The following is a 22,592-nucleotide window of genomic DNA, read 5'->3' as shown; positions in this document are numbered from 1 at the left end:
TGAGAAGCGTTGGCTTGTGGGCTTTCCTACCCCATGCCCGCGATCGCTTCGTCGGTCGTGAGCACGGCATGGGCGAGGAAGCGGTAATTGATCATCGCCGCCTGATAGCCGTCGCCCCATTCGGGATGGCGGGGACCGGCGGTGGCGTCCTTCACCACCGCAATCTCGAAGCCCTGCTCGAGGAGCTCGCGCAGATGCGATTCCACGCAGATGTTCGCCAGCATCCCGCCGAGGATGATCTTGCCGATCCGCCGCTTGCGCAACTGCAGGACCAGATCGTTGGTCTGCGGGCCCCAGACCTTGTGCGGACTGACGATGACCGTCTTTCCATCTTCGATATAGGGCTTGAAGCGATCCAGCCAGTCCGCGCCCGAATTGGGGAAACCCGCCAGAGTGAGCGGGCCGCTTCGGGCAAAGGTGTGCGTCCGGAACTCGTCGCGCTCCAGCGGCCCGTTGAACTTCCAGCCGCTGTCGGTGGGATAGAAATAATGCGGCGATATGAACACTTCATATCCTTTGGCCTTCGCCGCCTTGAAGATCCGCTCCATGTTCTCGACCGTGCGATTCTCGGTCACGCTGGCACCGACGGCGCCCCAATTCGCGCCCTTCTCGCTCAGCACGTCGTTCTGCGGGTCGATGAACACCACCGCGGTGTCGGTTTTCTGAAACTGCAGGCCTGGCGTCTCCGCCGCGACCGCCGTGCCCGACACGGTGGATGCCGCCGTCGCAGCGATGATGGCAGCGCCGCCGATCAGCAGCTCCCGGCGCGACGGCAGTGCTTTCTCTTCCTCCGACATTTGTGACCCCCTTGTGTCGGGTGATCCCGTCGGTACGAGCTCACCCTCATGACGAGTTCTGGGGTTATAGGGCGTTCGCCGAGCCCGCCACTAGAATGAAACCCGCTCGATCGACCTGACGGGAACGCAATCCGGCCCTGGCAGGAATCGAAAAGGGCCGCGTCCCTCCCGGGAGCGCGGCCCTTTCGTCTCCGAAGCGTCGGTGGGGTTATTCGGCGGCGCTGCGCTGGCTCGCGGGCTTGCGCACCTCGGCGCTGTAGTCCGCCATCATCTGGCGGGTGACGGCGCCGACCGTGAACTTATGCTCGGCAATCTCGCCCACCGGCGTGACCTCGGCCGCGGTGCCCGTGATGAAGAACTCCTGGGCCTTCTTCAGATCGTCCGGGAAGATCGCGCGTTCCACCACCTTGATCCCGCGCCGGCGCGCCAGCTCGATCGCGGTACGCCTTGTGATGCCGTCGAGGAAGCAATCGGGCTTGGGCGTGTGGATCTCGCCATTGATGACGAGGAACACGTTGGCCCCGGTGCATTCGGCGATCTGGCCGCGATAATCCAGCATCAGCGCGTCGGCATAGCCGTTGCGCTCGGCCTCATGCTTCGACAGCGTGCAGATCATGTAGAGGCCGGCCGCCTTGCTCGATGTCGGGGCCGTGTCCGGCGCCGGGCGGCGCCATTTCGACCACTGGATCTTGATGCCCTTCTCGCGCAGCTCGGGCGAGAAATAGGAGGGCCATTCCCACACCGCGATGGCGAGGTGGATTTTGCTCTGCTGGGCGGAGACGCCCATCATCTCGCTGCCGCGCCAGGCCACGGGGCGCACATAGGCGTCCTGCAGGTTCATCGCCTTCAGCACCTGGTTGGTGGCGGCGTCGATCTCGGCGGCGCTGTAGGGGATCTTGAAGCCCAGAATGTCGGCGGACTTCACCAGCCGCTCGCTATGCTCGGTCAGCTTGAAGACCTGCCCGCCATAGGCGCGCTCGCCCTCGAAGACGCAGGAGGCGTAGTGCAGCGCGTGGGTGAGGACATGGATCTTCGCCTCGCGCCAGGGCACCAGCTTGCCATCGAACCAGATGACACCGTCGCGATCGTCGAAGGGGAGAACACTCATGACCGTAGAAACCTCTCTTTGAAGGGCGCCGGGTGAGCGCCTGGTCGATCAACCTGTCCGCGGGATCCAGACCGGGGCTCCCGCCGTCCTGCGGGGACCCCTTCGAGCCTTGATTTTTTTTGGCGCGGTGCGGCCTGAACCGGCGCACTATAATAGCAGCACTGTCCCGATCGCTTTTAGACGAAAACCTGGAAATATGTCAATATTCCTGACGTAAACCCGTTCCGCTGTGCGCCATGGTTGACCCTCGCCCGCCTGCCAACCCTTTGTTTTTGCGCGAAGAGGATCTTCGCCAAGGCATGGAGCTCCTGTTCTACGCCTACCGCGATTTTACCTTCGTGGCGGATGCGATGCTGGAGGAGTTCGGCTTCGGCCGGGCCCATCACCGCGTCATCTATTTCGTCGGCCGCAAACCCGGCATGACCGTGTCGGAATTGCTGGCCATCCTCAAGATCACCAAGCAGTCGCTGTCCCGCGTGCTGGGTGCCCTGGTGGAGCAGGGTTTCGTGAGCCAGCGCCCCGGCGAACGCGATCGCCGGCAGCGCCTGCTGGAATTGACCGAGAAGGGCGCCGAACTGGAGCGCCGCCTCTCCGAGCGCCAGCGTTCGCTGATCGCGGCGGCCTATCGCAGCGCCGGCGCCGATGCGGTCGAAGGCTTCCGCAAGGTGCTGCTGGGCCTCATCAATGAAGAAGACCGTGCCGCCCTGGCGCTGCCGCGCCGGCAGCCCTGACCGGCGGATCGGGCCCTCCGGGGCAAGGCTCGCCCGGCTGGCCGGGGCCGGGAGCGCCGGCCTATAATCCCGGGGCAATGACCGCCGAAGCGCCCCACATCCTCGTCGTGGACGACGACAACCGGCTGCGCGAGCTGCTCCGCAAATACCTCGCCGACAAGGGCTTTCGCGTGACCGCCGCAGCCGACGCCAGGCAGGCGCGCGAGCGGCTGGCCGGGCTCGCCTTCGACCTGATCGTCTGCGACATCATGATGCCGGGCGAGAGCGGGCTGGAGCTGACCCAATCCCTGCGCCAGGAGAGCAACGTGCCGATCCTGCTCCTGACAGCGATGAGCGAGGCGCAGCATCGCATCGCCGGCCTCGAGCAGGGCGCCGACGACTATCTGGCGAAACCCTTCGAGCCGCGCGAGCTGGTGCTGCGCATCCAGAACGTGTTGCGCCGCAGCCGCGACGCCCAGGCGCAGGCCGCCCCGCGCCGGCTGCTGCGCTTCGGCCCCCACGCCTTCGATCTCGACCGGCGCGAGCTGAAGCGCGGCCAGGAGGAGATCCGGCTGACCACGGCCGAGGCCGAGCTGCTGGCGGCCCTGGCGCAGCGCGCCGGCGAGGCCGTCAGTCGCGAGGAGCTGTCGCAGCAGCCCTCGGCCGAAGGCAGCGGACGCGCGGTCGACGTGCAGATCACGCGCCTGCGCCGCAAGATCGAGCCCGATCCGCGCTTTCCCCGCTATCTCCATACGGTGCGGGGACGCGGCTATATGCTGCGGCTGGACTGAGCCATGGTGACCTCGACCTTCCCCGCCGAAAAGTCCCGCAAGCCCGATCGCGATTTCGCGCGGCTGTGGAACGCGGTGCTGCCGCGCTCGCTGTTCGGCCGCGCCGTCATGATCATCGTGACGCCGCTGATCCTGCTGCAGGTGATCGCCACCTGGGTCTTCTATGACGACCATTGGGACACCGTGACCCGCCAGCTCGCCTATGGTGTGGGCGGCGATATCGGCGCCATCATCGAGATGATGCAGATGGCGAAGGGACCGGACGAATATCCCCGCATCTTCCAGATCGCCCACGACAAGATGCTGATCGATGCCGAGCTGCTGCCCGGCGCGGTGCTTCCGAACGAGCCGATCCTGGTGCAGCAGATGTCGACCGACCAGAAGCTCGCCAATGCGCTGAACGCCCGCGTGCAGCGCCCGTTCCTGATCGACAGCCGTTCGCTCAAGAACCTGGTCGAGGTCTATGTGCAGCTGCCCGACGGCGTGCTGCGCGTGATCGCGCCGCGCAAGCGGCTGTTCAGCTCGACCACCTATGTCTTCATCCTGTGGATGGTCGGCACCTCGCTGGTGCTGTTCGGCGCCGCGACCTTCTTCATGCGCGCGCAAATGCATCCGATCCGGCGGCTGGCGCTGGCGGCCGACGCCTTCGGCAAGGGTCACGACGTGCCGGATTTCAAGCTCCGGGGCGCGGAAGAGGTGCGCCAGGCGGGGGCCGCCTTCAACCTGATGCGGGCCCGCATCCAGCGCCAGATCCAGCAGCGCACCGAGATGCTGGCCGGCGTCAGCCACGATCTGCGCACGCCCCTGACGCGGATGAAGCTCGAGCTCGCCATGATGCCGGAGAGCGCGGAGGTCAACGAGTTGCGCGCCGACGTCGCCGAGATGGCGAAGATGGTCGAGGGCTATCTCGCCTTCGCGCGCGGCGACAGCACGGCCAAGCCCGAGCCGGTGGATCTGGCGCAGTTGCTGCGCGAGGTCGCCAACGGAGCCGCGCGCGCCGGCCAGCCGGTGGAGCTCAAGGTCGAGGGGCCGATGCCGGTCTCGATCCGGCCCGACGCGATCCGGCGCTGCCTCGACAATCTCATCGCCAATGCGCGCCGCCATGCGCGCCGCGTCACCATCACCGCCGATTATGTGGGAGCGGCCATCGAGATCGCGGTCGACGACGACGGCCCGGGCATTCCGGAGGATATGCGCGAAGAGGTGTTCCGCCCCTTCTTCCGGCTCGAGAACTCGCGCAACCGCGAAACCGGCGGCGCCGGCCTCGGCCTCACCATCGCCCGCGACGTGATGCGCAGCCACGGCGGCGAGCTCACGCTCGATCGCTCGCCCATGGGCGGGCTGAGGGCGCTGCTGAGGTTGCCGGTGTAACAGCCTGAAGCAGCACCCCTCCCCCTACCCCCTCCCGCAAGGGGAGGGGGCGTGAATATTTCCAATCGAGCGATTCGCGTCGCAGCAGAAAGATAGAACCAAGCCCCCTCCCCTTGCGGGAGGGGGTAGGGGGAGGGGTGGCTACCGATGAGGTGAGCGCCGCGCGAGACTCAATACAGCTTCCCGCCATTCGGCACCGGCCGCTCCGGACTGATCAGCACCACCTCGCCGTCGGGATCGGGAAACCCCAGCACCAGCACCTCGGACAGGAACTTGCCGATCTGCTTGGGCGGGAAATTCACCACCGCGGCGACCTGGCGGCCGACGAGGCTGTGCGGGTGATAATGCTTGGTGATCTGCGCGGATGTCTTCCGCGTGCCGATCTCGGGACCGAAATCGACCTGCAGCTTGAAGGCGGGCCGCCGCGCCTCGGGATAGGGATCGACGGCGACGATGGTGCCGACGCGGATATCGACCCGGTCGAAATCGTCATAGGTGATGCTGGCGCGCAGAGGCGGTACCGCCGGCTTTTTGGATTCGGTCATCGCATCGGACCCCTTCGGTTCCTATCGGGCTCTCGGCCCGCAAGACCATAGGAACATATCGCCCCCGTGCCCATTCGGCGAAGCGGCGCATGCGAGAGGCCGTCTCGCGCCCCGCAAACGAAACGAGGCCGGCTCCGCCCGCGAATCAAAAAGAAAGGCCGTTTCGCCTTGCGGCGAAACGGCCTGGGGAGGAAACCGACTGTCTAATCGGTGTTAGTTCTTCGCGGCACCGTTCGAGACGGTCTTCGGCTGGAGGGCCGACTTGACCTCATCGAGATTGTCGCTCACGCGCTTGCTGATCAGGGTCGCCACCTTGTCCTGCGACTTCTGCGCGATCTCGCGCAGCTCGTTCAGGTTGGTCACGGCCTGCTCGAAGATTTCCTTCGCGGCCTGGGCCTGCTTCGCAAAGCGGTCCTCGACGCTGACGGCGCCGATTTCCTTGGCGAACTTCGAATAGGTCTCGACCGCTTCGCGGGCGATCTCGGACTGGCGCTTCGCGAGCGACTGGACGCTCTCGAGGGCCGCCTGGTTGACCTGCGTCAGCGCTTCGATGTTCTTGCGCTGGAAGGTCATGGCCGCCTCGATGTCGAAGCCCGGGAACTTGCCGTTGGTGAACATCTTGCTGAAGTCACCGAAATAGCGGCTGTAATCCTGCTGGAGCTGCGTGAAATCGGGCAGCTTGGGGAACTCATAGTCGAACACAGTGTTTTGCGCCTTGGCCATGGTTGCTCTCCGCATATCTGGGGGTGCGGCCCGGTTGAGGACCGGTACCGAAATCTCTTTGTTGCACTGCACAATATGGGAGCTGGCCGCGCTCCGTCAAGGGTTATTTTGCAGTGCAACAAAAATGAAATTACACGTTGTGTTTCAATAACATGAATTTCATGTTTCCGGTTTGATCCGGCCCCGGATCCAATTCATGACACTCTCGATGCGCTGCAACCGGCCATCGAGCGCCGCCATGGTCCGCGTGAGATCGTCGCTCTCGTCCCGCAGGAACACAGGCAGAACCGAGCCGTAAATTCCCGCCAGTCCCTTGACCCGGATCAGGCCCCGCAACCCGTCCGCCGAGAGGCCCGCGAGCGCGAGCGTCGTGCTCATGGAATGCAGCAGGCGGCCCCAGCCGCAAAGGACGCCGACCGGATCATGGGGTGCGGCGGCGGCGATCGAGGCCAGCGCCTTGCGATGGGGCGCCAGCGCCTCGAGCCGGCGCATCAGCAACTCGAACAGCCGGTCCCGCGGGCTGCCCTCCCCGACTTCCCCGGCCCCCAGCACGGCCCGGTCGATTCCGCGCTGAAAGGCGGCCAGAATCGCGGTCTTCGACGGAAACACCTGCATCAATACGGCCAACGGCAGGCCTGCTTCCTCGGCAATATCGCCCAGGGCGACCCGGGTCCAAGGCTGGCGCTCGGCCAGGGCCAGGGCAGCGGCCACGGCTGCTTCCTCGACCGAATCGCCGCCGGTAACGCCCGAGTCGTAAGGCTTCGCGGCCCTGGGACGGGGCCTGCGGCCCGCTCTGGCCCGCGTTCCCGCTGTCCCGGTTTCCGCCTTGCCGCCTCCGCGCCGTGCCTTCGCCCTGCGTGCCATGGTTCTCGCGTCCCGTGCCGAAGCTGCTGCCTATCAATGTAGGGCGCCGAAGCCGGCATCGAAAGGCGGCCCCCCAAAGACCACCCGTCCGGGCAGGCTCAGAGGACGGCGATGACCTCGCCCCCGGTCATCCGCACCAGTTCCTCGGGCGTCAGCTGGAAGACCGCATGGGGCGTGCCGGCGGCGGCCCAGATTCCGGGATAACCGAGGAGATCGCGGTCGATGAAGATGATGGGCGGGGTGGCATGGCCGATCGGCGCCACGCCGCCGATGGCAAAGCCCGTCTTGTCGCGCACGAAATCCGCATCGGCGCGAGCAAGCCCTTCGCCGAGCCCCTTGGCCACCAGCTGCTGCACCACGAGCTTCTCGTTCACGCGGTTGCGGCCGGACGCGATCACCAGGACCGGCCGGTCCGAGGGGCGGGCGCGGAAGATCAGGGATTTCGCGATCTGCGCCACGTCGCAGCCGATGGCCGCCGCCGCTTCGGCCGAGGTCCGCGTGGTTTCGGCGAACTCGACCACCTCGCCGCTATGGCCGGCGGCGCGCAGCAGGGCCTGGACGCGTTGGGCGCTCGGATGCAAACCCGACATCGCGGCCTCCGTTCAGCTGGCGAGTTCGCGCGACCGGCGCGTCGCCGCGGCGATCGCCTTGGTCAGGAGCGGCTTCAAGCCGTCATCCGCCATCAGCACCTTGAGCGCCTCGAGCGTCGTACCGGCGGGGCTGGTCACGTTCTGGCGCAATTGCTCGACCGACTCGGCGCTCTGCCGCGCCAGCTCGCCGGCGCCCGAGACTGTTACCCGGGCCAGCCGCCGGGCGAGCTCGAGCGGCAGTCCGGAGGCCGCCCCGGCTTCGGCCAGATATTCCATCAGCAGGAAGACATAGGCCGGCCCCCCGCCGGAAAGCGCCGTGACCGGGTCGATCAGGGCTTCCTGCTCGACCCAGGCGACCTCGCCCACGGCTTTCAGCAGCAGGTCGGCCTGCTCCTTCTGATCCGCGGTGACGCCCGCATTGGCGACCGCGACCGAGATGCCCCGGGCAATGGCGGCCGGGGTGTTGGGCATGGCGCGCACCAGGGGCCCGGGGCCCAGCTCGCGCTCGAAATAGGCGATGGTCTTGCCGGCGGCGATCGACAGGAACAGCGTCTTGGGCCCGACGAAACGCCGGCAGCCCGGCAGGGCCGAGGCCATCATCTGCGGCTTCACCGCCAGCACCACGACGCGGGGCGTCAGCACCGCCGGCAGGCTGGAGAAATCGACGTGATGGCGCACCTGGCCCGCAAACTCGCCCAGCGCCGCCTTGTTGGGCTCGACGACATGGGCCTCGGCCGGATCCAGACCGCGACCCAGCCAGCCCGCGAGCATGGCGCCGCCCATCTTGCCGCAGCCGACCAGCAGCAGCGGTCCCTCGAGATCGCGCATGGGAAACCCCTCCTTCAGATCCGCCGAGGTCCGGCCGGTGATCGGCCGAACCTCGGGGACGGCGGCTTATCAGGCCTCGCCGACCGTGTCGAGAAGCGCCGCCTCGATCGCCTGATCGGGCTTGCGGCCACCCCACAGCAGGAACTGAAAGGCAGGATAGAAGCGCTCGCATTCACTGATCGCGATATCGACCAGGTCTTCGAGCTGTTCCGGGCTTACGCCCCCGGCGCCACGGAGGAGGACCGTGTGACGGAACATCGGCACCAGCTCGTCGGAACAGACGTCGAAATGGCCGAGCCAGAGCTTTTCGTTGATGAGGGCGAGCAGTTCGGCGACGGCGCTGCGTTTATGCGCCGGAACCCGGAGATCGAACGTGCAGGAGAAGTAAACCGCTTCCAGATCTTCGTGCCAGACGAAGAACATACGGAAATCGCACCAGCGACCCGGCAACTCCACCACCATTTCCTCGTCGGCATTCCGGTCGAAACGCCATTCGTTGGCGCTGACCAGTTCTTCGAGGATATCGAGGGGGTTATGCCGGGGCTCGGTCCGCTCAAACCTGGCTGTCGCCATCAGGCGCCCTCCTTGCCAAGAGCCGGCCTCGGGGCACCGAGACGTAGGCGGTGACGGAATGGCCCTGGTCGGATCGAAATGCGCTGGGCGCGCAGTTTCCGGGCGACGGGACATCCGGGTAGGTCTTGTGGTGGCCCCGATATGTAGAATGACAGCTCAATCTACCCACCAGATTTAGCGTGCCAAATCAGGACTCCGGGCGCAACTGCTATCTGATGGGATAAAGGGGAAATCGCCCCAGGGCTCCGGCACTCCCTGTGGACAACTGGTCCCGGGAGCTTCCCACGTCACATTTCCGCAACGGCACAGGAGGGAGACCGCTCCCTCGCGGACGACCGGAGCGCGCAGAGGGAAGGAGGCGGGTCGCGTCAGGCCGGTGGGGTCGAAGCGGGCGTCGAGGGAGAAGCCGCCTTGGCATCTTCGCGCGCCTTGGCGAGTTCGGCCTCGAGCTGGGCCAGGCGGCTGCGCAGCCGCTCCTGGTCCATCCGCGCCTCGGCCGCCATCGCTTTCACCGCATCGAATTCCTCGCGGTTCACGAGTTCCATGCCGGACAGCAGACGCGCGAACTGCTCGCGGATCCGCCCTTCGATCTCCTGGCGCATCGAACTCATGCCCCCCAGTGCACTCGCCGCCACTTTGGCGAGGTCATCGAGGAACCGATTTTGGGTTTGCACGCGAAGGCTCCTGCTGTCGGCGTTCTGGCTCATGGCGGCGACGATGTTATACGGCTCGCGTTGCAGAACAAGTCCGTTTGGACCGGTGCCTAAGCATAAGCCGCGTGAGTAGTTTCACCTAGAAGGCGAGGATCGGCGGGATTCCGCCAGGAACTCGATTCGACTCGGCGCGCCGCGTGGTTATGGCGCAGCGGCCCCGATCGCGTCGAACAGGGCGAAGCTCTCCTTTGCCAGGCGGTTATCCCAGAATCGGGGCCAGACATTGGTCATGACGATCACCAGTTGCCTGGCGGGATTCACATAGATGAACTGGCCATTGACGCCCTCGGCGGCAAAGGCGCGGTCGGGACCCTCGAGGACCCACCATTGATATTGATAGCCGAGCGAGCTGCCGGGATAGAGCTGCCCGAACGCCACCTGGCTTCGATCCGGCTGCGTCGCCTCGGCGACCCAGCTCGCCGGCAGGAGCTGCTTTCCGTTCCAGGCGCCGCCCTGGAGCATGAACTGGCCGAAGCGCGCATAATCGCGCAACCGCGCATTGAGACAGCAGAAGGGGGCTTCGAGCGCCCTGTCGCTGCGATCCTCGAGGAGCCAGCTGGCATCGTCCTCCATGCCGAGCGGACCCCAGATCTTCTCCGCGAGATCGGTCGCGAGATTCTTGCCCGTGACCCGTTCGACCAGCATGCCCAGCACGACGGTATCGAGGCCCTTGTAGTTGAACTTCGCATAGGGCGCGAGGTCGCGCTTCGACTTGACGGCGAAGTCGCTCAGGGTCCGCTTGTTATATTGCAGCACCGCATTCCACATGATCAGCGCGTCGGATGCGCTGTTCTCGTAATCCTCGTTGAACGCGACGCCGGACGACATCTGGAGGATCGCCTTGATCGGCACGCCGTCGTAACCGCTGTCCTTGAGCTCGGGCAGATAGTCGGTGACGGGATCTTCGACATTCTTGATCAGCCCGTCGCCGATGGCGAAGCCCACGAGCGTGGAAACGAAGGACTTCGCCATCGACCAGGACGCGAAGCGCGATGTCGCGTCGGCCCCATGCCAGTAGCGCTCGAGCACGATCTTGCCGTCCTTCAGCGCGATCAGGCCCGTGGTGCGCGCGCGGGCGACGTAATCCTCGAGATTCATCGCCACGCCGCCGACCGGAAAGCTGTCGATCGTCAGAGGCTCGCCGGCCGGGAGTTCGGAGACCGGCCCGGCACGCGGCACGCGCCGCGAGGCGTAGATGTCGCCCATATGGCGATAGGAGCCGATGAGATAGGGATCGGCCCACATGCTGCCCTTGTCGCCGACCGGAAATTCCTCGGCATGCGCAGGCAGGCCGACGCCGAGGAGCAGCCATGTCAGCGCCAGGCCCCACATCGCCGCGCGTTTCATTCCGTCCATGGCCATGCCCCTTCCTGAGATCGCCGCGCCGCGGCCGCCCCGGGATTGTGGCGGCGAAAGGGGATCGGCGCCAAGGGTGAAACCGGGGGACGCTTGCCGCGACCGCGGGCCAGCACCTATAACTTGCGAGGACCCTTAACGGCGTCAGGCCATCCCATGCTGTTCGCGACTCTCTATCCTCATCTGGATCCGGTCCTGCTGCAGATCGGTCCCTTCGCGATCCGCTGGTACGCGCTCGCCTACGTGCTGGGACTGCTCGCCGGCTGGCGCTACTGCGTCTGGCTCGGCAGCCTGCCGCCGATGCCGCTGGGCCGCGGCCTGTTCGACGATTTCCTGGTCTGGGCCGTGCTCGGCGTCATCCTCGGCGGACGCGTCGGCTATGTCCTCTTCTACAACGGCGCGGAATATCTCGCCGAGCCGCTCAAGATCTTCATGGTCTGGCAGGGCGGCATGTCGTTCCATGGCGGCCTCGTCGGCGTGATCCTGGCGATGATTCTGTTCGCCCGCAGCCGCGGCCTGCCCTTCTTCGCGCTGGCCGACGTGATCGCCTGCGCGACGCCGATCGGCCTCTTCTTCGGCCGGCTCGCCAACTACAACAATGGCGAGCTGTTCGGTCGCGTCAGCGACGTGCCCTGGGCCCTGGTGTTCGATCGCGGCGGACCGGAGCCGCGCCATCCGAGCCAGCTCTATGAGGCGGCGCTCGAGGGCGTCGTGCTGTTCCTGATCCTGCTGTTCCTCGCCCGCTTCACGCCGGCGCGCGGCAAGCTGGGGCTGCTCTCCGGTGTGTTCCTTACCGGTTACGGGCTGTCGCGCTTTCTGGTGGAGTTCTTCCGCGAGCCGGATCCGCAGCTCGGATTTCTCGCGATGCACACCACCATGGGCCAGCTGCTGTCCTTGCCGATGATCGTCATGGGGCTGATCTTCATCTGGCGGGCCAAGCCCGCGCCGCAATGAGGCACGCGTGCCGGAACGCGACCGGACAGAGGCGATGACACCGCTCGAGACTCATCTCCGCCGCCGCCTTCGCCTGACCGGACCGATGACGGTCGCCGCCTTCATGCAGGAGGCGCTGCTTCATCCCGAACATGGCTATTACCGTAGTCGGCCGGCGCTGGGGGCCGCGGGCGATTTCGTGACCGCCCCCGAGATCAGCCAGATGTTCGGCGAGCTCCTCGGCCTCTGGTGTCTCGACTATTGGGAGCGCATGGGCGCGCCCGATCCTGTCCTGCTGGCGGAACTGGGGCCCGGCCGCGGCACGCTCATCGCCGACGCGCTGCGCGCGACGCGGCTGCGGCCCGCCTTTCACAAAGCGCTGCGGTTGCACCTCGTCGAGGCGAGTCCGGTGCTGCGCCAGCGCCAGGCCGAAGCCCTGGTGCCCTTCGCCGGGCAGATCGCCCCGCCGCAATGGCATGAGACGCTGGCGGATCTGCCCGAGGGGCCGTTGCTCCTCCTCGCCAACGAGTTCTTCGACGCGCTGCCGGTGCATCAGTTCGAGCGCACCCGCGAAGGCTGGCGCGAGCGCGCCGTGATCGAGCCGGCGGTCGATGCCGGCCTGGCTTGGACATTGATCCCGGCGGGACCGCAGATCGGGCTGCTGGACGACGAGACCCGCCGGGCGCCGGTCGGAACGCTGGCCGAGATTTCGCCGCAGGGTCTCGCCGTTGCCGGCGAGATCGGCCGCCGGCTGGCGCAGCAGGGCGGTGCGGCGCTGCTGGTGGATTACGGCCATGGCGAGGGACAAGGCTGGAGCCTGCAGGCGGTCCAAGGCCACCGCCGCATCGACAATCTGCTGCTGGAGCCGGGCCGGGTGGATCTCAGCGCGCATGTGGATTTCGGGGGCCTCGGCCGCGCCGCCCGGGAGCGCGGCGCGCGGGCGCACGGCCCCATGACGCAGGGCGCCTTTCTGGAGGCGCTCGGCATCCGGCTTCGGGCCCAACGCCTGACCCGCGATGCGGATGCCGCCGCCCGTGCCGGCGTCGAACGCGCCCTCGCCCGCTTGCTCGATCCGCGGGAAATGGGCACCTTGTTCCAGGCGCTGGCGCTGACGGCGCCCCAGGGCCCCGCGCCCGCCGGATTCCCGGCGACCGCCGACTGATTCTCACGAGGCTTGGAACGCTCCCCATGATCACGCTGGGCCGCCTCAACGATCTCGACGCTGTGCGTCACGGCTTCATGACGCGGCTGGGCGGCGTCAGCGAGGGTCTCTATGCGTCGCTCAATTGCGGCTATGGCTCGGGCGACGATCCCGAGCGCGTGACCGAAAACCGCAACCGCGCCTTGTCGCAGGCCGAGCTGCAAGGGCTGCCGCTCGTCACCTGCTACCAGGTCCACAGCGCCAAGGCGGTCCATGTCACCACCGCCTGGAAACGCGAGGAGGCGCCGCAGGTCGACGCGATGGTGACCGACCGGCCGGGCATCGCGCTCGGCATCCTCACCGCCGACTGCGCCCCGGTGCTGATGGCCGATCCGCAAGCGCGCATCGTGGGCGCCGCCCATGCCGGCTGGCGGGGCGCCATCGGCGGCGTGGTCGAGGCCACGCTCGACCTCATGGTCAAGCTCGGCGCCAAGGTCGACCATGTTGTCGCCGGCATCGGCCCCTGCATCGCCCAGCGCTCCTACGAGGTCGGTCCGGAATTTCCAGCGCCCTTCCTGGCGCAGAATCCGCAGAACGAGGACTATTTCGCGCCCTCGCGCCGCGCCGGCCATTATCTCTTCGACCTGCCGAGTTATGTCGCCTCGCGGCTGGGCGCCGCCGGCGTCAAGCGGGTGAACCTCGCCTATTGCGACACCTGCGCCGAGGCCGACCGCTTCTTCAGCTATCGCCGCACCACGCTCGAAGGCCGGAAGGATTACGGGCGGCTGCTCTCGCTGATCTGCCTGGAGCCCTGAGCCCGGGCACCGGCTCCGATCCCGGGCCCCTTCATTTCGAATCCGAGGAACCGTCATGGCACTGCATTTCACATCCGAAGAACTGGCCGGCCGGCGCGCCCGCGCCGTGGCGATGCTGCAGGCGCGCGGCCTCGACGGGCTGCTGATCTTCCGCCAGGAGAGCATGTTCTATCTGACCGGCTACGACACCTTCGGCTATGTCTTCTTCCAGTGCCTCTATCTCGGCGCCGATGGCCGCTTCTTCCTGCTGACCCGCGCGCCCGATCTGCGCCAGGCCCAGCACACCTCGGTGATCGACGATATCCGCATCTGGGTCGACGGCCCCGAAGCCTCGCCTGCGCTCGAGCTCAAGGCGATGCTGGCCGAGCTCCATCTCCACAACAAACGCCTCGGCGTCGAATACGAGGCCTATGGCCTGACGGGGCGCAACGCGATGCGCCTCAATGCGGCGCTCGAGGATTTCTGCAAGCTCGAGGACGCCTCCGACCTGGTCAGCCGCCTGCGCCTGGTGAAGAGCCCGGCCGAGATCGTCTATGTGCGCCAGGCGGCCGAACTCGCCGACCGGGCGCTCGAGGAAGCCCATCGCACCGCCGGCCCCGGCGCCTTTGAGGGCGACATCCTGGCGGCGATGCAGGGCGTCATCCTGCGCGGCGGCGGCGACGACCCGGCCAACGAGTTCATCATCGGCTCGGGGCGCGACGCGCTGCTCTGCCGCTATTTCACCGGCCGGCGGAAGCTCGACCCCAAGGACCAGCTCACGCTCGAATTCGCCGGCGTCTATCGCCACTACCATGCCTGCCTCATGCGCACGATCCCGATCGGCGAGCCGCTGCCGGGACAGCTCGAGATGCACAAGGTCGCGGTCGAAGCGCTCGAGGCCTGCAAGACGGCGCTCAAGCCGGGCCGGCCGATCGGCGAGGTGTTCGACGCCTATGCGCGGGTCTGCGACGCCCATGGCCATCGCGAGAACCGGATGAACGCCACCGGCTACAGCCTCGGCACCACCTTCGCGCCCAACTGGATGGATTGGCCGATGTTCTATCACGGCAATCCGGAGCCCGCTGTGCCGGGCCAGGTCTTTTTCATCCACATCATCATCTTCGACAGCGCCAAGGGCGTCGCCATGACCAACGGCCAGACGGTGCTGGTCACCGAGCAGGGCTGCGAGGCGCTGTCGCGGATGCCGGTGGATCTGGTGGTGAAGTGACGGGCATTCTTATGCCCGTCACCCCCGCGCAAAGCGGGGGTCCATGGTGGGTTCCAAGCGTTGGATTGGCATGGGTTCCCGCTTTCGCGGGAATGACTGGGTAACGGCGCCAATGCCCTACCTTCTGATGCTCGCCGGATTCGCGCTTATCGCATTGATATTTTTTATGTTTCTGTGAATTTGTCGCAGCCGGCCAATTTCGTTTACAGCCCTATGACGGATTGATACTCTCCGGCCGCCTTCGCGGGGGGCAGGGTGCGGGTTCTGCCCTGGTTCGGGCGCCCGCGGGCGCATTCGGGTGTAAGCAATGAAGATTCTGACCGGCAACAGCAATCGGCCGCTGGCCGAAGCGATCTCGGCCTATCTCAATCTTCCGCTCACCCAGGCGGCGGTGCGCCGCTTCTCGGATATGGAAGTCTTCGTCGAGATCCATGAGAACGTCCGCGGCGAGGACGTGTTCGTGGTGCAGTCGACCTCCTTCCCCGCCAACGACAATCTGATGGAGCTGCTGGTCACGCTCGATGCCTTGCGCCGCGGGTCGGCGCGCCGCGTGACCGCCGTCATCCCCTATTACGGCTATGCCCGCCAGGACCGGAAGTCCGGCCCGCGCACGCCGATCTCGGCCAAGCTGGTGGCGAATCTGATCACGGTCGCGGGCGCCGACCGCGTCCTGACCCTCGACCTCCATGCCGGCCAGATCCAGGGCTTCTTCGACATCCCGACCGACAACCTCTTCGCGGCACCGGTCCTGGTGAAGGATATCGAGCAGAATTTCGGCCGCGGCAACATCACCATCGTCTCGCCCGACGTCGGCGGGGTGGTGCGCGCGCGCGCCTATGCCAAGCGGCTCGACGCGGATCTCGCCATCATCGACAAGCGGCGCGAGAAGGCCGGCGTGTCGGAAGTGATGAACATCATCGGCGATGTCGACGGCAAGCGCTGCGTGCTGGTGGACGACATCGTCGATTCGGCCGGCACCCTCTGCAACGCCGCGGTGGCGCTGAAGGAAGCGGGCGCCGTCTCGGTCAGCGCCTATGTCACCCATGGCGTGCTTTCGGGCGGCGCCGTGGCCCGCGTCTCGGCGGCACCCATCGACCGTCTGGTCATCACCGACAGCATCATGGCGACGGAGGCCGTGCGCGTGTCGCAGAACGTGCGTCAGGTCACGATCGCGCCGCTCATCGCCGAGGCGATGCGCCGGATCAGCGAGGAGCGCTCGGTCTCGACGCTGTTCGATTGAGTTTTTTTACGGCGTCCGCGGGTCAGGTGACCCGAGGACGATGGAGGCCCGGCGACACCCCTGGAGGTCGACGGGATTGGTCAGGAAAAAGGAGTTATACCCATGACCGACGTACATACCCTTCGCGTTGAAGCGAGGGAGCGGGCCGGAAAGGGGGCCGCCCGCGCCACCCGGCGTGATGGCCGGGTGCCTGCCGTGATCTACGGCAATAAGGAAACCCCGCAACTGGTGAGCATCGCCCCGCTCGACCTCTCGCGCGAGCTGCAGAAGAAGGCGTTCTACGCGACGCTGTTCGATCTGGAGCTCAACTCGAAGAAGATCCGCGTGCTGCCGCGCGACGTGCAGTTCGATCCCGTGACGGACCGTCCGCTCCATGCGGACTTCCTGCGGGTCGGCGCCGGCACCAAGGTGCGCGTGCAGATCCCGGTGAAGTTCAAGAACGAGACCACCGCTCCGGGCATCAAGCGCGGCGGCGTGCTGAACATCGTCCGGCACGAGATCGAGTTCATCTGCGACGCGGACAACATCCCGCCCTATATCGAGGTCGATATGGACGGTCTCGACATCGGCGACTCCGTGCATATCAGCATGGTGAAGCTGCCGGCGGGCATCCGTCCGACCATCACCGAGCGCGACTTCACGGTCGCTTCGATCGCGGCGCCGACGGCGCAGAAGATCGAGGCCCAGGAAGCCGCAGCGGCGGCAGCGGCAGCGGCGGCGGCTCCGGTCGTGGCCGAAGGTGCGGCTCCGGCGGCGGGTGCTGGTGCGGGTGCGGCGCCCGGTACGGCCGGTCCGGCCGCGGGCGCGAAGCCCGCAGCGGGTGCGGCTCCGGCGGCCGGTGCCAAGCCGGCGGCGGGTGCCAAACCGGCAGCGGCTGCGAAGCCGGCTGGCGGCGACAAGAAGAAGTAAGACCCGAGGTCCGGAGTTCCCTGCCCGATGCGATTGCTGGTCGGGCTCGGCAATCCGGGCCCCTCTTACGCCGCGAACCGGCACAATATCGGCTTCATGGCGGTGGCTGCGATCAGCCACCGCCATGGCTTCTCGGCGCCGAAGAGCCGGTTCGACGGATCCTTCCAGGAAGGGGAGATCGCCGGCGAGCGGGTGCTGGCCTTGCGTCCCCTCACCTACATGAACGATTCCGGCCGCTCGGTCGCGGCGGCCTCCGGCTTCTTCAAGATCGATCCGGCGGACATCCTCGTCTTCCATGACGAGATCGAGCTGGTGTTCGGCAAGATCCGGGTGAAGCGCGGCGGCGGTGCCGCCGGCCATAACGGCCTGCGGTCGATCGACGGCGCGATCGGACCGGATTATTGGCGGGTGCGCATGGGCGTGGACCATCCGGGCCATCCCGATCTGGTGCGCCGCCATGTGCTGTCGGATTTCTCGGCCGAGGAGCGGCCGGTGGTGGAGAAGTTCTGTTTCGCCGTCGCCGACGCCATGCCGCTGTTGCTGCGTGACCTGGCGAAGGGCGAACCGAACAACTTCCTGAACAAGGTGAACGTCACGCTGAACCCGCCGGTCCGCCGCCCGCCGAAAGAGAAGAAGGCGAAGGACGGAGAGGCGGAGAAAGACGAGAAGGACACGGACGGCAAGACGTCGTAATCGCGCCCTGCACTCCCCTCCCCCTACCCCTTCCCGCAAGGGGAGGGGGCGTGGAAATGTCGATAGGCCTCTCTTGCTTGCGGGCTTCTCTCAGGGAAGCGAGAACCAGCAATAATCTCGCCCCCTCCCCTTGCGGGAGGGGGTAGGGGGAGGGGTGATACCGCTCCCTGTCACCAATCGAACCAACGGATCCAAGTTCCATGGGCTTTACCTGCGGCATCGTCGGCCTGCCCAATGTCGGCAAATCGACGCTCTTCAACGCGCTGACCGCGACCCAGGCCGCGGAAGCCGCGAACTATCCCTTCTGCACGATCGAGCCCAATGTCGGCCGCGTCTCGGTCCCCGACCCGCGCCTCGAGGTGCTGGCGAAGATCGCGGGCTCGGGCAAGATCATTCCGACCCAGCTCGAGTTCGTCGACATCGCCGGCCTGGTGAAGGGGGCGAGCAAGGGCGAAGGGCTGGGCAACCAGTTCCTCGGCAATATCCGCCAGGTCGACGCGATCGTGCATGTGCTGCGCTGCTTCGAAGGCGAGGTGACGCATGTCGAGGGCAGTGTCGATCCGATCCGCGACGCCGAGATCGTCGAGACCGAGCTGATGCTGGCCGACCTGGAAAGCCTGGAGAAGCGCTATGACAGCGCCCTCAAGAAGGCCAAGGGCGGCGACAAGGAAGCCAAAGCGTTGGTCGACGCGGCCGAGCCTGCCCTCGTCGCCTTGCGCGCCGGCAAGCCCGCCCGCACGGCGACGATCGCCAAGGAGCATGAAACCACCTTCAAGCAGTTGCAGCTCCTGACCTCGAAGCCGGTTCTCTATGTCTGCAATGTCGACGAGGGCTCTGCCGCAGAAGGCAATGCCTTCTCGGCCAAGGTCGCCGCGATGGCCAAATCCGTGGGCGCCGAGACGGTGGTGATCTCGGCCGCGATCGAAGCCGAGGTGGCGCAACTCGAGCCTTCGGAGAAGCAGGAGTTCCTGGCGAGCCTCGGCCTGACCGAGCCCGGCCTCGCCCGTGTCATCCGCGCCGGTTACAAGCTCCTCGACCTCCTCACCTTCTTCACGGTGGGACCGAAGGAAGCGCGGGCCTGGACGGTCTATCGCGGCGCGAAGGCGCCCCAGGCCGCCGGCGTCATCCATACCGATTTCGAGCGCGGCTTCATCCGCGGCGAGACCATCGCCTATGACGATTACGTCGCCTGCAACGGCGAGCAAGGCGCGAAGGAAAAAGGCCTGATGCGCGCGGAAGGCAAGGACTATGTCGTCAAGGACGGCGACATCTTCCACTTCCGGTTCAACGTCTAGTCGCCGGGGAGCTCCGCCGGTCGCAGTCGATCAATTGACCGGCAGGGCGTATCTCGGCGCCGCTTCTTCGTACTCCAACGATTTCTCCCGCGACGCTTGGTCGAGATAGCGCAGCAGCCCCGCAACGTCGGAATTGACGGGGATATTGATGGCGACCATGTCCGGGACCGCGCCGAGCTCGTACTCGGCCCCGGATTTCTCGATCTCGCCGAAGAGCGTCGGCCGGACCTCTTCGCGAATGACGAAGACGCGGATGGTACTATTCGAGGAGCGCTCGCCCATTCCCCGAAAGACGAAAACTCCCGCCTCTGCGGCTTCAGCGGAAACCCTGTCCCCCAGGCTGAGGTCGCGCACGAAAAAGGGGATGTTGTCGATCTCATAGAGATCTTCACCGAGCTTGCGGGCCCAGAGTCTCTCGGAGGTGAAGGGCGGATAGCCGTCCTCGTCCTTTTCGAGAGTGAACCGGATCTTGACCGATTCATTCACCGCCACCGCCTCGGGCGGCAGCGATTCCGACTCCGGCGGCGGTCGTCGAACCCAATCTCCCGTCGGTGTCTCGCGCTCGGCCTCCCAACCCGCCGGGAGGTCCAGCAGCGGCAGGATCGTCGGATCGCGATCCAGGATATGGCCGATGCCAACGACTTTCGCGCCGAGCATAATATCGTCGTGCCCATGCCCGCAGAGAAGAGACCAGGCGCCGCCATTCCGGCTGACGAGCAGCACCGGCCGCGTATCCTCGAAGATATGGACACAGACATAGGCCTTCTGGTGCCAGGGGATGGGCGAGGGTTGCGTCACGGCTGGCTCTCCTGCTCCGACACTATATCGCCTCAGCCCGACCGAATTCGATCTGCACCAGTTTGGCCGTCAACGCTCCAAAGCCCGGGATCGCAGCTGCATAATGCATATAGTGCGGCCCACCGAGATTGCCGACAAGGCCCGTGGCCGTTCCGTAGAGAATTTTCGCATCGGCGCCGAGCTCCTGCAGCAGAGCGGCGGACAAGCGCCGCCCATTCTCGATCGAGGGCCGTTCGGGCACCGATGCCCATGCGCTGCGCGGGAAGCCGAAGAAGACGAGCATGAGTGACGACATCATGTGGATCATGCCGCCCGAATCGCGAACCTTGGTCATCGCCCGGGCGAGACGCGGTCCAACATCCTCCGCCTTGTCGTCACGAACCTGCAGCAGGACGAACGGAATCTCGCCGCTCTCGAACAGGGCGGCTCCGCTCGAACCGCTGGCGAGCGCCTTCACCGCCTCAAAGGAGACATAGGACGCAAGGTTGCGCAGCCCCTCCTCGGCGCCCGGCTTCTTACGATTGAACGGCCACATGCGCCTGCCCTCCTCTGGGTAGCAGTCTGCAGCCTAAGGCTGTTCTCGGCTGCCATCAATGAAGCCGGCGGACGCCGCAGCGTCCACCGGCCTCGACTCAGAGTCAGGCGAGCTTTTCACGCCATCGAGCCGGCAGGAGCCGGTCGATCGCCAGCATCGCCAGCAGCGACGCGCCCACCAAGGGGAACAGGATGCCGATGGCGGCGGCGATCACGAGCACGCCCTTGGCGATCTTGTAGTTCTCCGGAATGCGCGGCGCGCCAAGCGAGCCCTTCGGCCGTCGCTTCCACCACATCACGACGGCCGAGACCGCCATCAGCACGATCGCGACACAGGTCGCCGCCATCACCAGCTGGTTGGCGCGGCCGAACTCCTGGCCCTGATGCACGCTGATGCCCCACTCGATCGCCTGGGCGCCCGCGCCCAGCTCGTAGAAGCCACCGTCGAACAGCGGCTTGCCGGAATATTGATCGAGATGGATCACGCGCTCGTTCTCGGCCTGGTCCGGAAAGAGCGAGGCCGAATAGACGCCCTCCGGCCCGCTCGGCAGATCCACGACATAGCCCTTGGCGAGCCCGAGCCCGGCGAAGGTCCCGAGCGCCTTGTCGATACCGATGGACGTGGCCCCTGTTTCCGTGGAGGCCGGCATCGGCTCGTTCTCCAGGCTCCAATTGACCTGATGCATCTCATGGCCCATCGGCAGCTGCGACTTGGGCACGCTCTCCCAGAACTCCGGCGGATAACCCAGGCCGTTGCTGGCGATGAAGCTGTTGAGCTTGGCGCCCCAGAAGCCAGACCAGGGCATGCCGGTGGCCGCCATGAAGAGGATCAGCACGCCGATATAGAGGCCGGTCACGGCATGGAGATCGCGCCAGAGCACGCGGCCGCCGGGCTTGAGTCGCGGCGCCCAGACGCCGCCCCTGCGTCTGCGCGGCCACCAGAGATAGACGCCGGTGATAACCAGCACGATGGCCCAGCCGGCGACGATCTCGATGATGCGGTTCGGGACCCAGCCGAAATATTCCAGGCTGTGGATCTTCTTGAGGATGGGCATCAGCTTCGCACTGTCCGCGATCGAGCCCAGCACCCGTCCATCATAAGGATCGACATAGACCGAGACCGTGCCGCGATCCGCCGTCGCCACGCCGACCTCGACCGACGATGCCGCCGTCGCCGCCGGCACGTAGCGCACGGGATCGCCCGGAACGGCCCCGGTCGCCTTGGCGATCAGTTCGCTAGCGGCCAAAGGCGCCTTATCGGCCGGCGCCACGGTCAGGTAATTCCGATAGATCAGGCCATTGATCTCATCCTTGAAGAGATAGAGGCCGCCGGTCACGGCCAGCAGGATCAGAAAAGGCAGCACCAGCAGGCCGGCGTAGAAATGCCAGCGCCAGACGGCGCGATAGAGCGAGGAAGCGGGCGGCGCGGCGTCAGATGCCGCGGGAGCGAAGCTGGACATGAATCTTCCCATGGAGGAACGACGCCTCCGGACGAGGGCCGGGGACGATCGATTGCAAAGCAGGCGGTGGCTGTCCGGGCGTCAGGCCCGAAGCGGCGGCGCTTGCGAGGCGATGTCCGAGGGATAGAGAAGCGAGCTGGGCGGGCGGTCGGCGAAGAATCCCGAGCAGCGGTATGCCGTCGCGGCGGCACCGGCAAGATCGAGGCGCGGGCCGGTCGTTGGCGGCAACGACACCGCCCCGCCCATCGGGCAGGCGCCGCTGACGCAGAGAGGGCATTCCTGATGGTGATGCGCGGGAGGCGCCCCGGGCTTCGCCGGCTCGCCCTGCATGGCGCAATGCCCGGGCATGCCCGCGGCCATGTCCGTGGCCGCGATCTCCATGGCGACGCCGGCCGCAGCCGACAGGAGCGTCTGGCAGAACAGCGCCAGGGCCAGGAACAGAGTCAGACCCGTCCTGCGCCGCCGTCGACCTTGGAAGGAGATCCATCCGCCCATGGCCGAAGTTGGCCATAGCGACGGCAGGCGGACAAGACGGTTTGCGTCAATTCATTCGGAGATTTTGTCGCGTGTCCGGCGGCGCCTGATCGCGGGAGTGCAA

The 22,592-nt window shown here is 66.4% G+C and carries 25 protein-coding genes; 11 read left to right on the top strand and 14 right to left on the bottom strand.

Annotation, left to right across the window (positions count from 1 at the left end):
• Positions 1-26: 26 nt before the first annotated feature.
• Both FRZ44_RS04855 and FRZ44_RS04850 read right to left on the bottom strand, forming a co-directional pair.
• Positions 27-797, bottom strand: coding sequence for a cysteine hydrolase (locus FRZ44_RS04855; RefSeq protein ID WP_151176114.1), 771 nt, complete (start codon positions 795-797; stop codon positions 27-29).
• A gap of 208 nt (positions 798-1,005) precedes the next feature.
• Complete coding sequence (locus FRZ44_RS04850; protein ID WP_151176113.1) at positions 1,006-1,905, bottom strand: branched-chain amino acid aminotransferase; 900 nt, start codon at positions 1,903-1,905, stop codon at positions 1,006-1,008.
• 236 nt (positions 1,906-2,141) lie between these two features.
• On the opposite strand from FRZ44_RS04850, the gene FRZ44_RS04845 reads away from it, so the two are divergent.
• The 3 genes from FRZ44_RS04845 to FRZ44_RS04835 all read left to right on the top strand — a co-directional run bounded on the left by FRZ44_RS04845 (position 2,142) and on the right by FRZ44_RS04835 (position 4,777).
• On the top strand, positions 2,142-2,636 hold the full coding sequence (locus FRZ44_RS04845) for a MarR family winged helix-turn-helix transcriptional regulator (RefSeq protein WP_151176112.1): 495 nt from the start codon (positions 2,142-2,144) through the stop codon (positions 2,634-2,636).
• Between the two features lie 77 nt (positions 2,637-2,713).
• Positions 2,714-3,406 (top strand): response regulator, encoded by a 693-nt coding sequence (locus FRZ44_RS04840; RefSeq protein WP_151176111.1) that lies wholly within the window; start codon positions 2,714-2,716, stop codon positions 3,404-3,406.
• A 3-nt stretch (positions 3,407-3,409) separates the two neighbouring features.
• Positions 3,410-4,777 (top strand): ATP-binding protein, encoded by a 1,368-nt coding sequence (locus tag FRZ44_RS04835; RefSeq protein ID WP_151176110.1) that lies wholly within the window; start codon positions 3,410-3,412, stop codon positions 4,775-4,777.
• 170 nt (positions 4,778-4,947) lie between these two features.
• Here the strand turns inward: FRZ44_RS04835 and FRZ44_RS04830 are convergent, their stop codons facing one another.
• The 8 genes from FRZ44_RS04830 to FRZ44_RS04795 all read right to left on the bottom strand — a co-directional run bounded on the left by FRZ44_RS04830 (position 4,948) and on the right by FRZ44_RS04795 (position 10,975).
• The gene (locus FRZ44_RS04830) at positions 4,948-5,322 is read right to left on the bottom strand and encodes a tRNA-binding protein (RefSeq protein ID WP_151176109.1); all 375 of its coding nucleotides are present in this window, start codon (positions 5,320-5,322) and stop codon (positions 4,948-4,950) included.
• A gap of 213 nt (positions 5,323-5,535) precedes the next feature.
• On the bottom strand, positions 5,536-6,045 hold the full coding sequence (locus FRZ44_RS04825) for a phasin family protein (protein WP_191908421.1): 510 nt from the start codon (positions 6,043-6,045) through the stop codon (positions 5,536-5,538).
• 159 nt (positions 6,046-6,204) lie between these two features.
• Positions 6,205-6,756: a TetR family transcriptional regulator gene (locus FRZ44_RS04820; protein WP_191908420.1), complete on the bottom strand. Its 552-nt coding sequence runs from the start codon at positions 6,754-6,756 to the stop codon at positions 6,205-6,207.
• Positions 6,757-7,007: 251 nt separating this feature from the next.
• On the bottom strand, positions 7,008-7,499 hold the full coding sequence (locus tag FRZ44_RS04815) for a YbaK/EbsC family protein (RefSeq protein ID WP_151176106.1): 492 nt from the start codon (positions 7,497-7,499) through the stop codon (positions 7,008-7,010).
• Between the two features lie 12 nt (positions 7,500-7,511).
• A complete protein-coding gene (gene proC, locus FRZ44_RS04810; RefSeq protein ID WP_151176105.1) occupies positions 7,512-8,327 on the bottom strand; it encodes a pyrroline-5-carboxylate reductase in 816 nt (271 codons plus the stop codon).
• Positions 8,328-8,396: 69 nt separating this feature from the next.
• Entirely contained in the window at positions 8,397-8,900 is a 504-nt protein-coding gene (locus FRZ44_RS04805) for a type III secretion system chaperone family protein (RefSeq protein WP_151176104.1), read from the bottom strand.
• 368 nt (positions 8,901-9,268) lie between these two features.
• Positions 9,269-9,607, bottom strand: coding sequence for an accessory factor UbiK family protein (locus tag FRZ44_RS04800; RefSeq protein ID WP_225308548.1), 339 nt, complete (start codon positions 9,605-9,607; stop codon positions 9,269-9,271).
• 147 nt (positions 9,608-9,754) lie between these two features.
• Complete coding sequence (locus FRZ44_RS04795) at positions 9,755-10,975, bottom strand: serine hydrolase domain-containing protein (protein ID WP_151176103.1); 1,221 nt, start codon at positions 10,973-10,975, stop codon at positions 9,755-9,757.
• Positions 10,976-11,125: 150 nt separating this feature from the next.
• Between FRZ44_RS04795 and lgt the strand changes: the two genes are divergently transcribed.
• The 8 genes from lgt (at position 11,126) to ychF (ending at position 19,202) form a co-directional block, all read left to right on the top strand.
• Positions 11,126-11,923, top strand: a complete 798-nt coding sequence (gene lgt / locus FRZ44_RS04790) for a prolipoprotein diacylglyceryl transferase (RefSeq protein WP_151176102.1) — start codon at positions 11,126-11,128, stop codon at positions 11,921-11,923.
• A 34-nt stretch (positions 11,924-11,957) separates the two neighbouring features.
• Complete coding sequence (locus FRZ44_RS04785; RefSeq protein WP_151176101.1) at positions 11,958-13,064, top strand: class I SAM-dependent methyltransferase; 1,107 nt, start codon at positions 11,958-11,960, stop codon at positions 13,062-13,064.
• Positions 13,065-13,090: 26 nt separating this feature from the next.
• Entirely contained in the window at positions 13,091-13,858 is a 768-nt protein-coding gene (pgeF, locus tag FRZ44_RS04780) for a peptidoglycan editing factor PgeF (RefSeq protein ID WP_151176100.1), read from the top strand.
• 55 nt (positions 13,859-13,913) lie between these two features.
• Positions 13,914-15,065 (top strand): M24 family metallopeptidase, encoded by a 1,152-nt coding sequence (locus FRZ44_RS04775; RefSeq protein ID WP_151176099.1) that lies wholly within the window; start codon positions 13,914-13,916, stop codon positions 15,063-15,065.
• Between the two features lie 307 nt (positions 15,066-15,372).
• Positions 15,373-16,305: a ribose-phosphate pyrophosphokinase gene (locus FRZ44_RS04770; RefSeq protein WP_151176098.1), complete on the top strand. Its 933-nt coding sequence runs from the start codon at positions 15,373-15,375 to the stop codon at positions 16,303-16,305.
• Positions 16,306-16,407: 102 nt separating this feature from the next.
• Positions 16,408-17,214: a 50S ribosomal protein L25/general stress protein Ctc gene (locus tag FRZ44_RS04765; RefSeq protein ID WP_151176097.1), complete on the top strand. Its 807-nt coding sequence runs from the start codon at positions 16,408-16,410 to the stop codon at positions 17,212-17,214.
• Between the two features lie 27 nt (positions 17,215-17,241).
• Complete coding sequence (gene pth / locus FRZ44_RS04760; protein ID WP_151176096.1) at positions 17,242-17,907, top strand: aminoacyl-tRNA hydrolase; 666 nt, start codon at positions 17,242-17,244, stop codon at positions 17,905-17,907.
• A 200-nt stretch (positions 17,908-18,107) separates the two neighbouring features.
• Entirely contained in the window at positions 18,108-19,202 is a 1,095-nt protein-coding gene (gene ychF, locus FRZ44_RS04755) for a redox-regulated ATPase YchF (RefSeq protein ID WP_151176095.1), read from the top strand.
• A gap of 30 nt (positions 19,203-19,232) precedes the next feature.
• Here ychF and FRZ44_RS04750 read toward each other — a convergent pair whose 3' ends face one another.
• From FRZ44_RS04750 to FRZ44_RS04735, 4 genes are all read right to left on the bottom strand, one after another.
• Positions 19,233-19,925 carry a DUF4265 domain-containing protein gene (locus tag FRZ44_RS04750; RefSeq protein ID WP_151176094.1) on the bottom strand — a complete coding sequence of 231 codons (693 nt, stop codon included), beginning with the start codon at positions 19,923-19,925 and terminating at the stop codon, positions 19,233-19,235.
• 97 nt (positions 19,926-20,022) lie between these two features.
• Positions 20,023-20,535, bottom strand: a complete 513-nt coding sequence (locus FRZ44_RS04745) for a hypothetical protein (RefSeq protein WP_151176093.1) — start codon at positions 20,533-20,535, stop codon at positions 20,023-20,025.
• Between the two features lie 103 nt (positions 20,536-20,638).
• Entirely contained in the window at positions 20,639-21,994 is a 1,356-nt protein-coding gene (locus tag FRZ44_RS04740) for a PepSY-associated TM helix domain-containing protein (protein WP_151176092.1), read from the bottom strand.
• A gap of 81 nt (positions 21,995-22,075) precedes the next feature.
• Complete coding sequence (locus tag FRZ44_RS04735) at positions 22,076-22,489, bottom strand: hypothetical protein (protein ID WP_151176091.1); 414 nt, start codon at positions 22,487-22,489, stop codon at positions 22,076-22,078.
• Between the last annotated feature and the right edge of the window lie 103 nt (positions 22,490-22,592).

This window comes from Hypericibacter terrae, assembly GCF_008728855.1.
GTDB lineage: Bacteria > Pseudomonadota > Alphaproteobacteria > Dongiales > Dongiaceae > Hypericibacter > Hypericibacter terrae.
The sequence above is the reverse complement of the archived record's forward strand: the minus strand, read 5'-3'. Positions and strand labels throughout refer to the sequence as shown.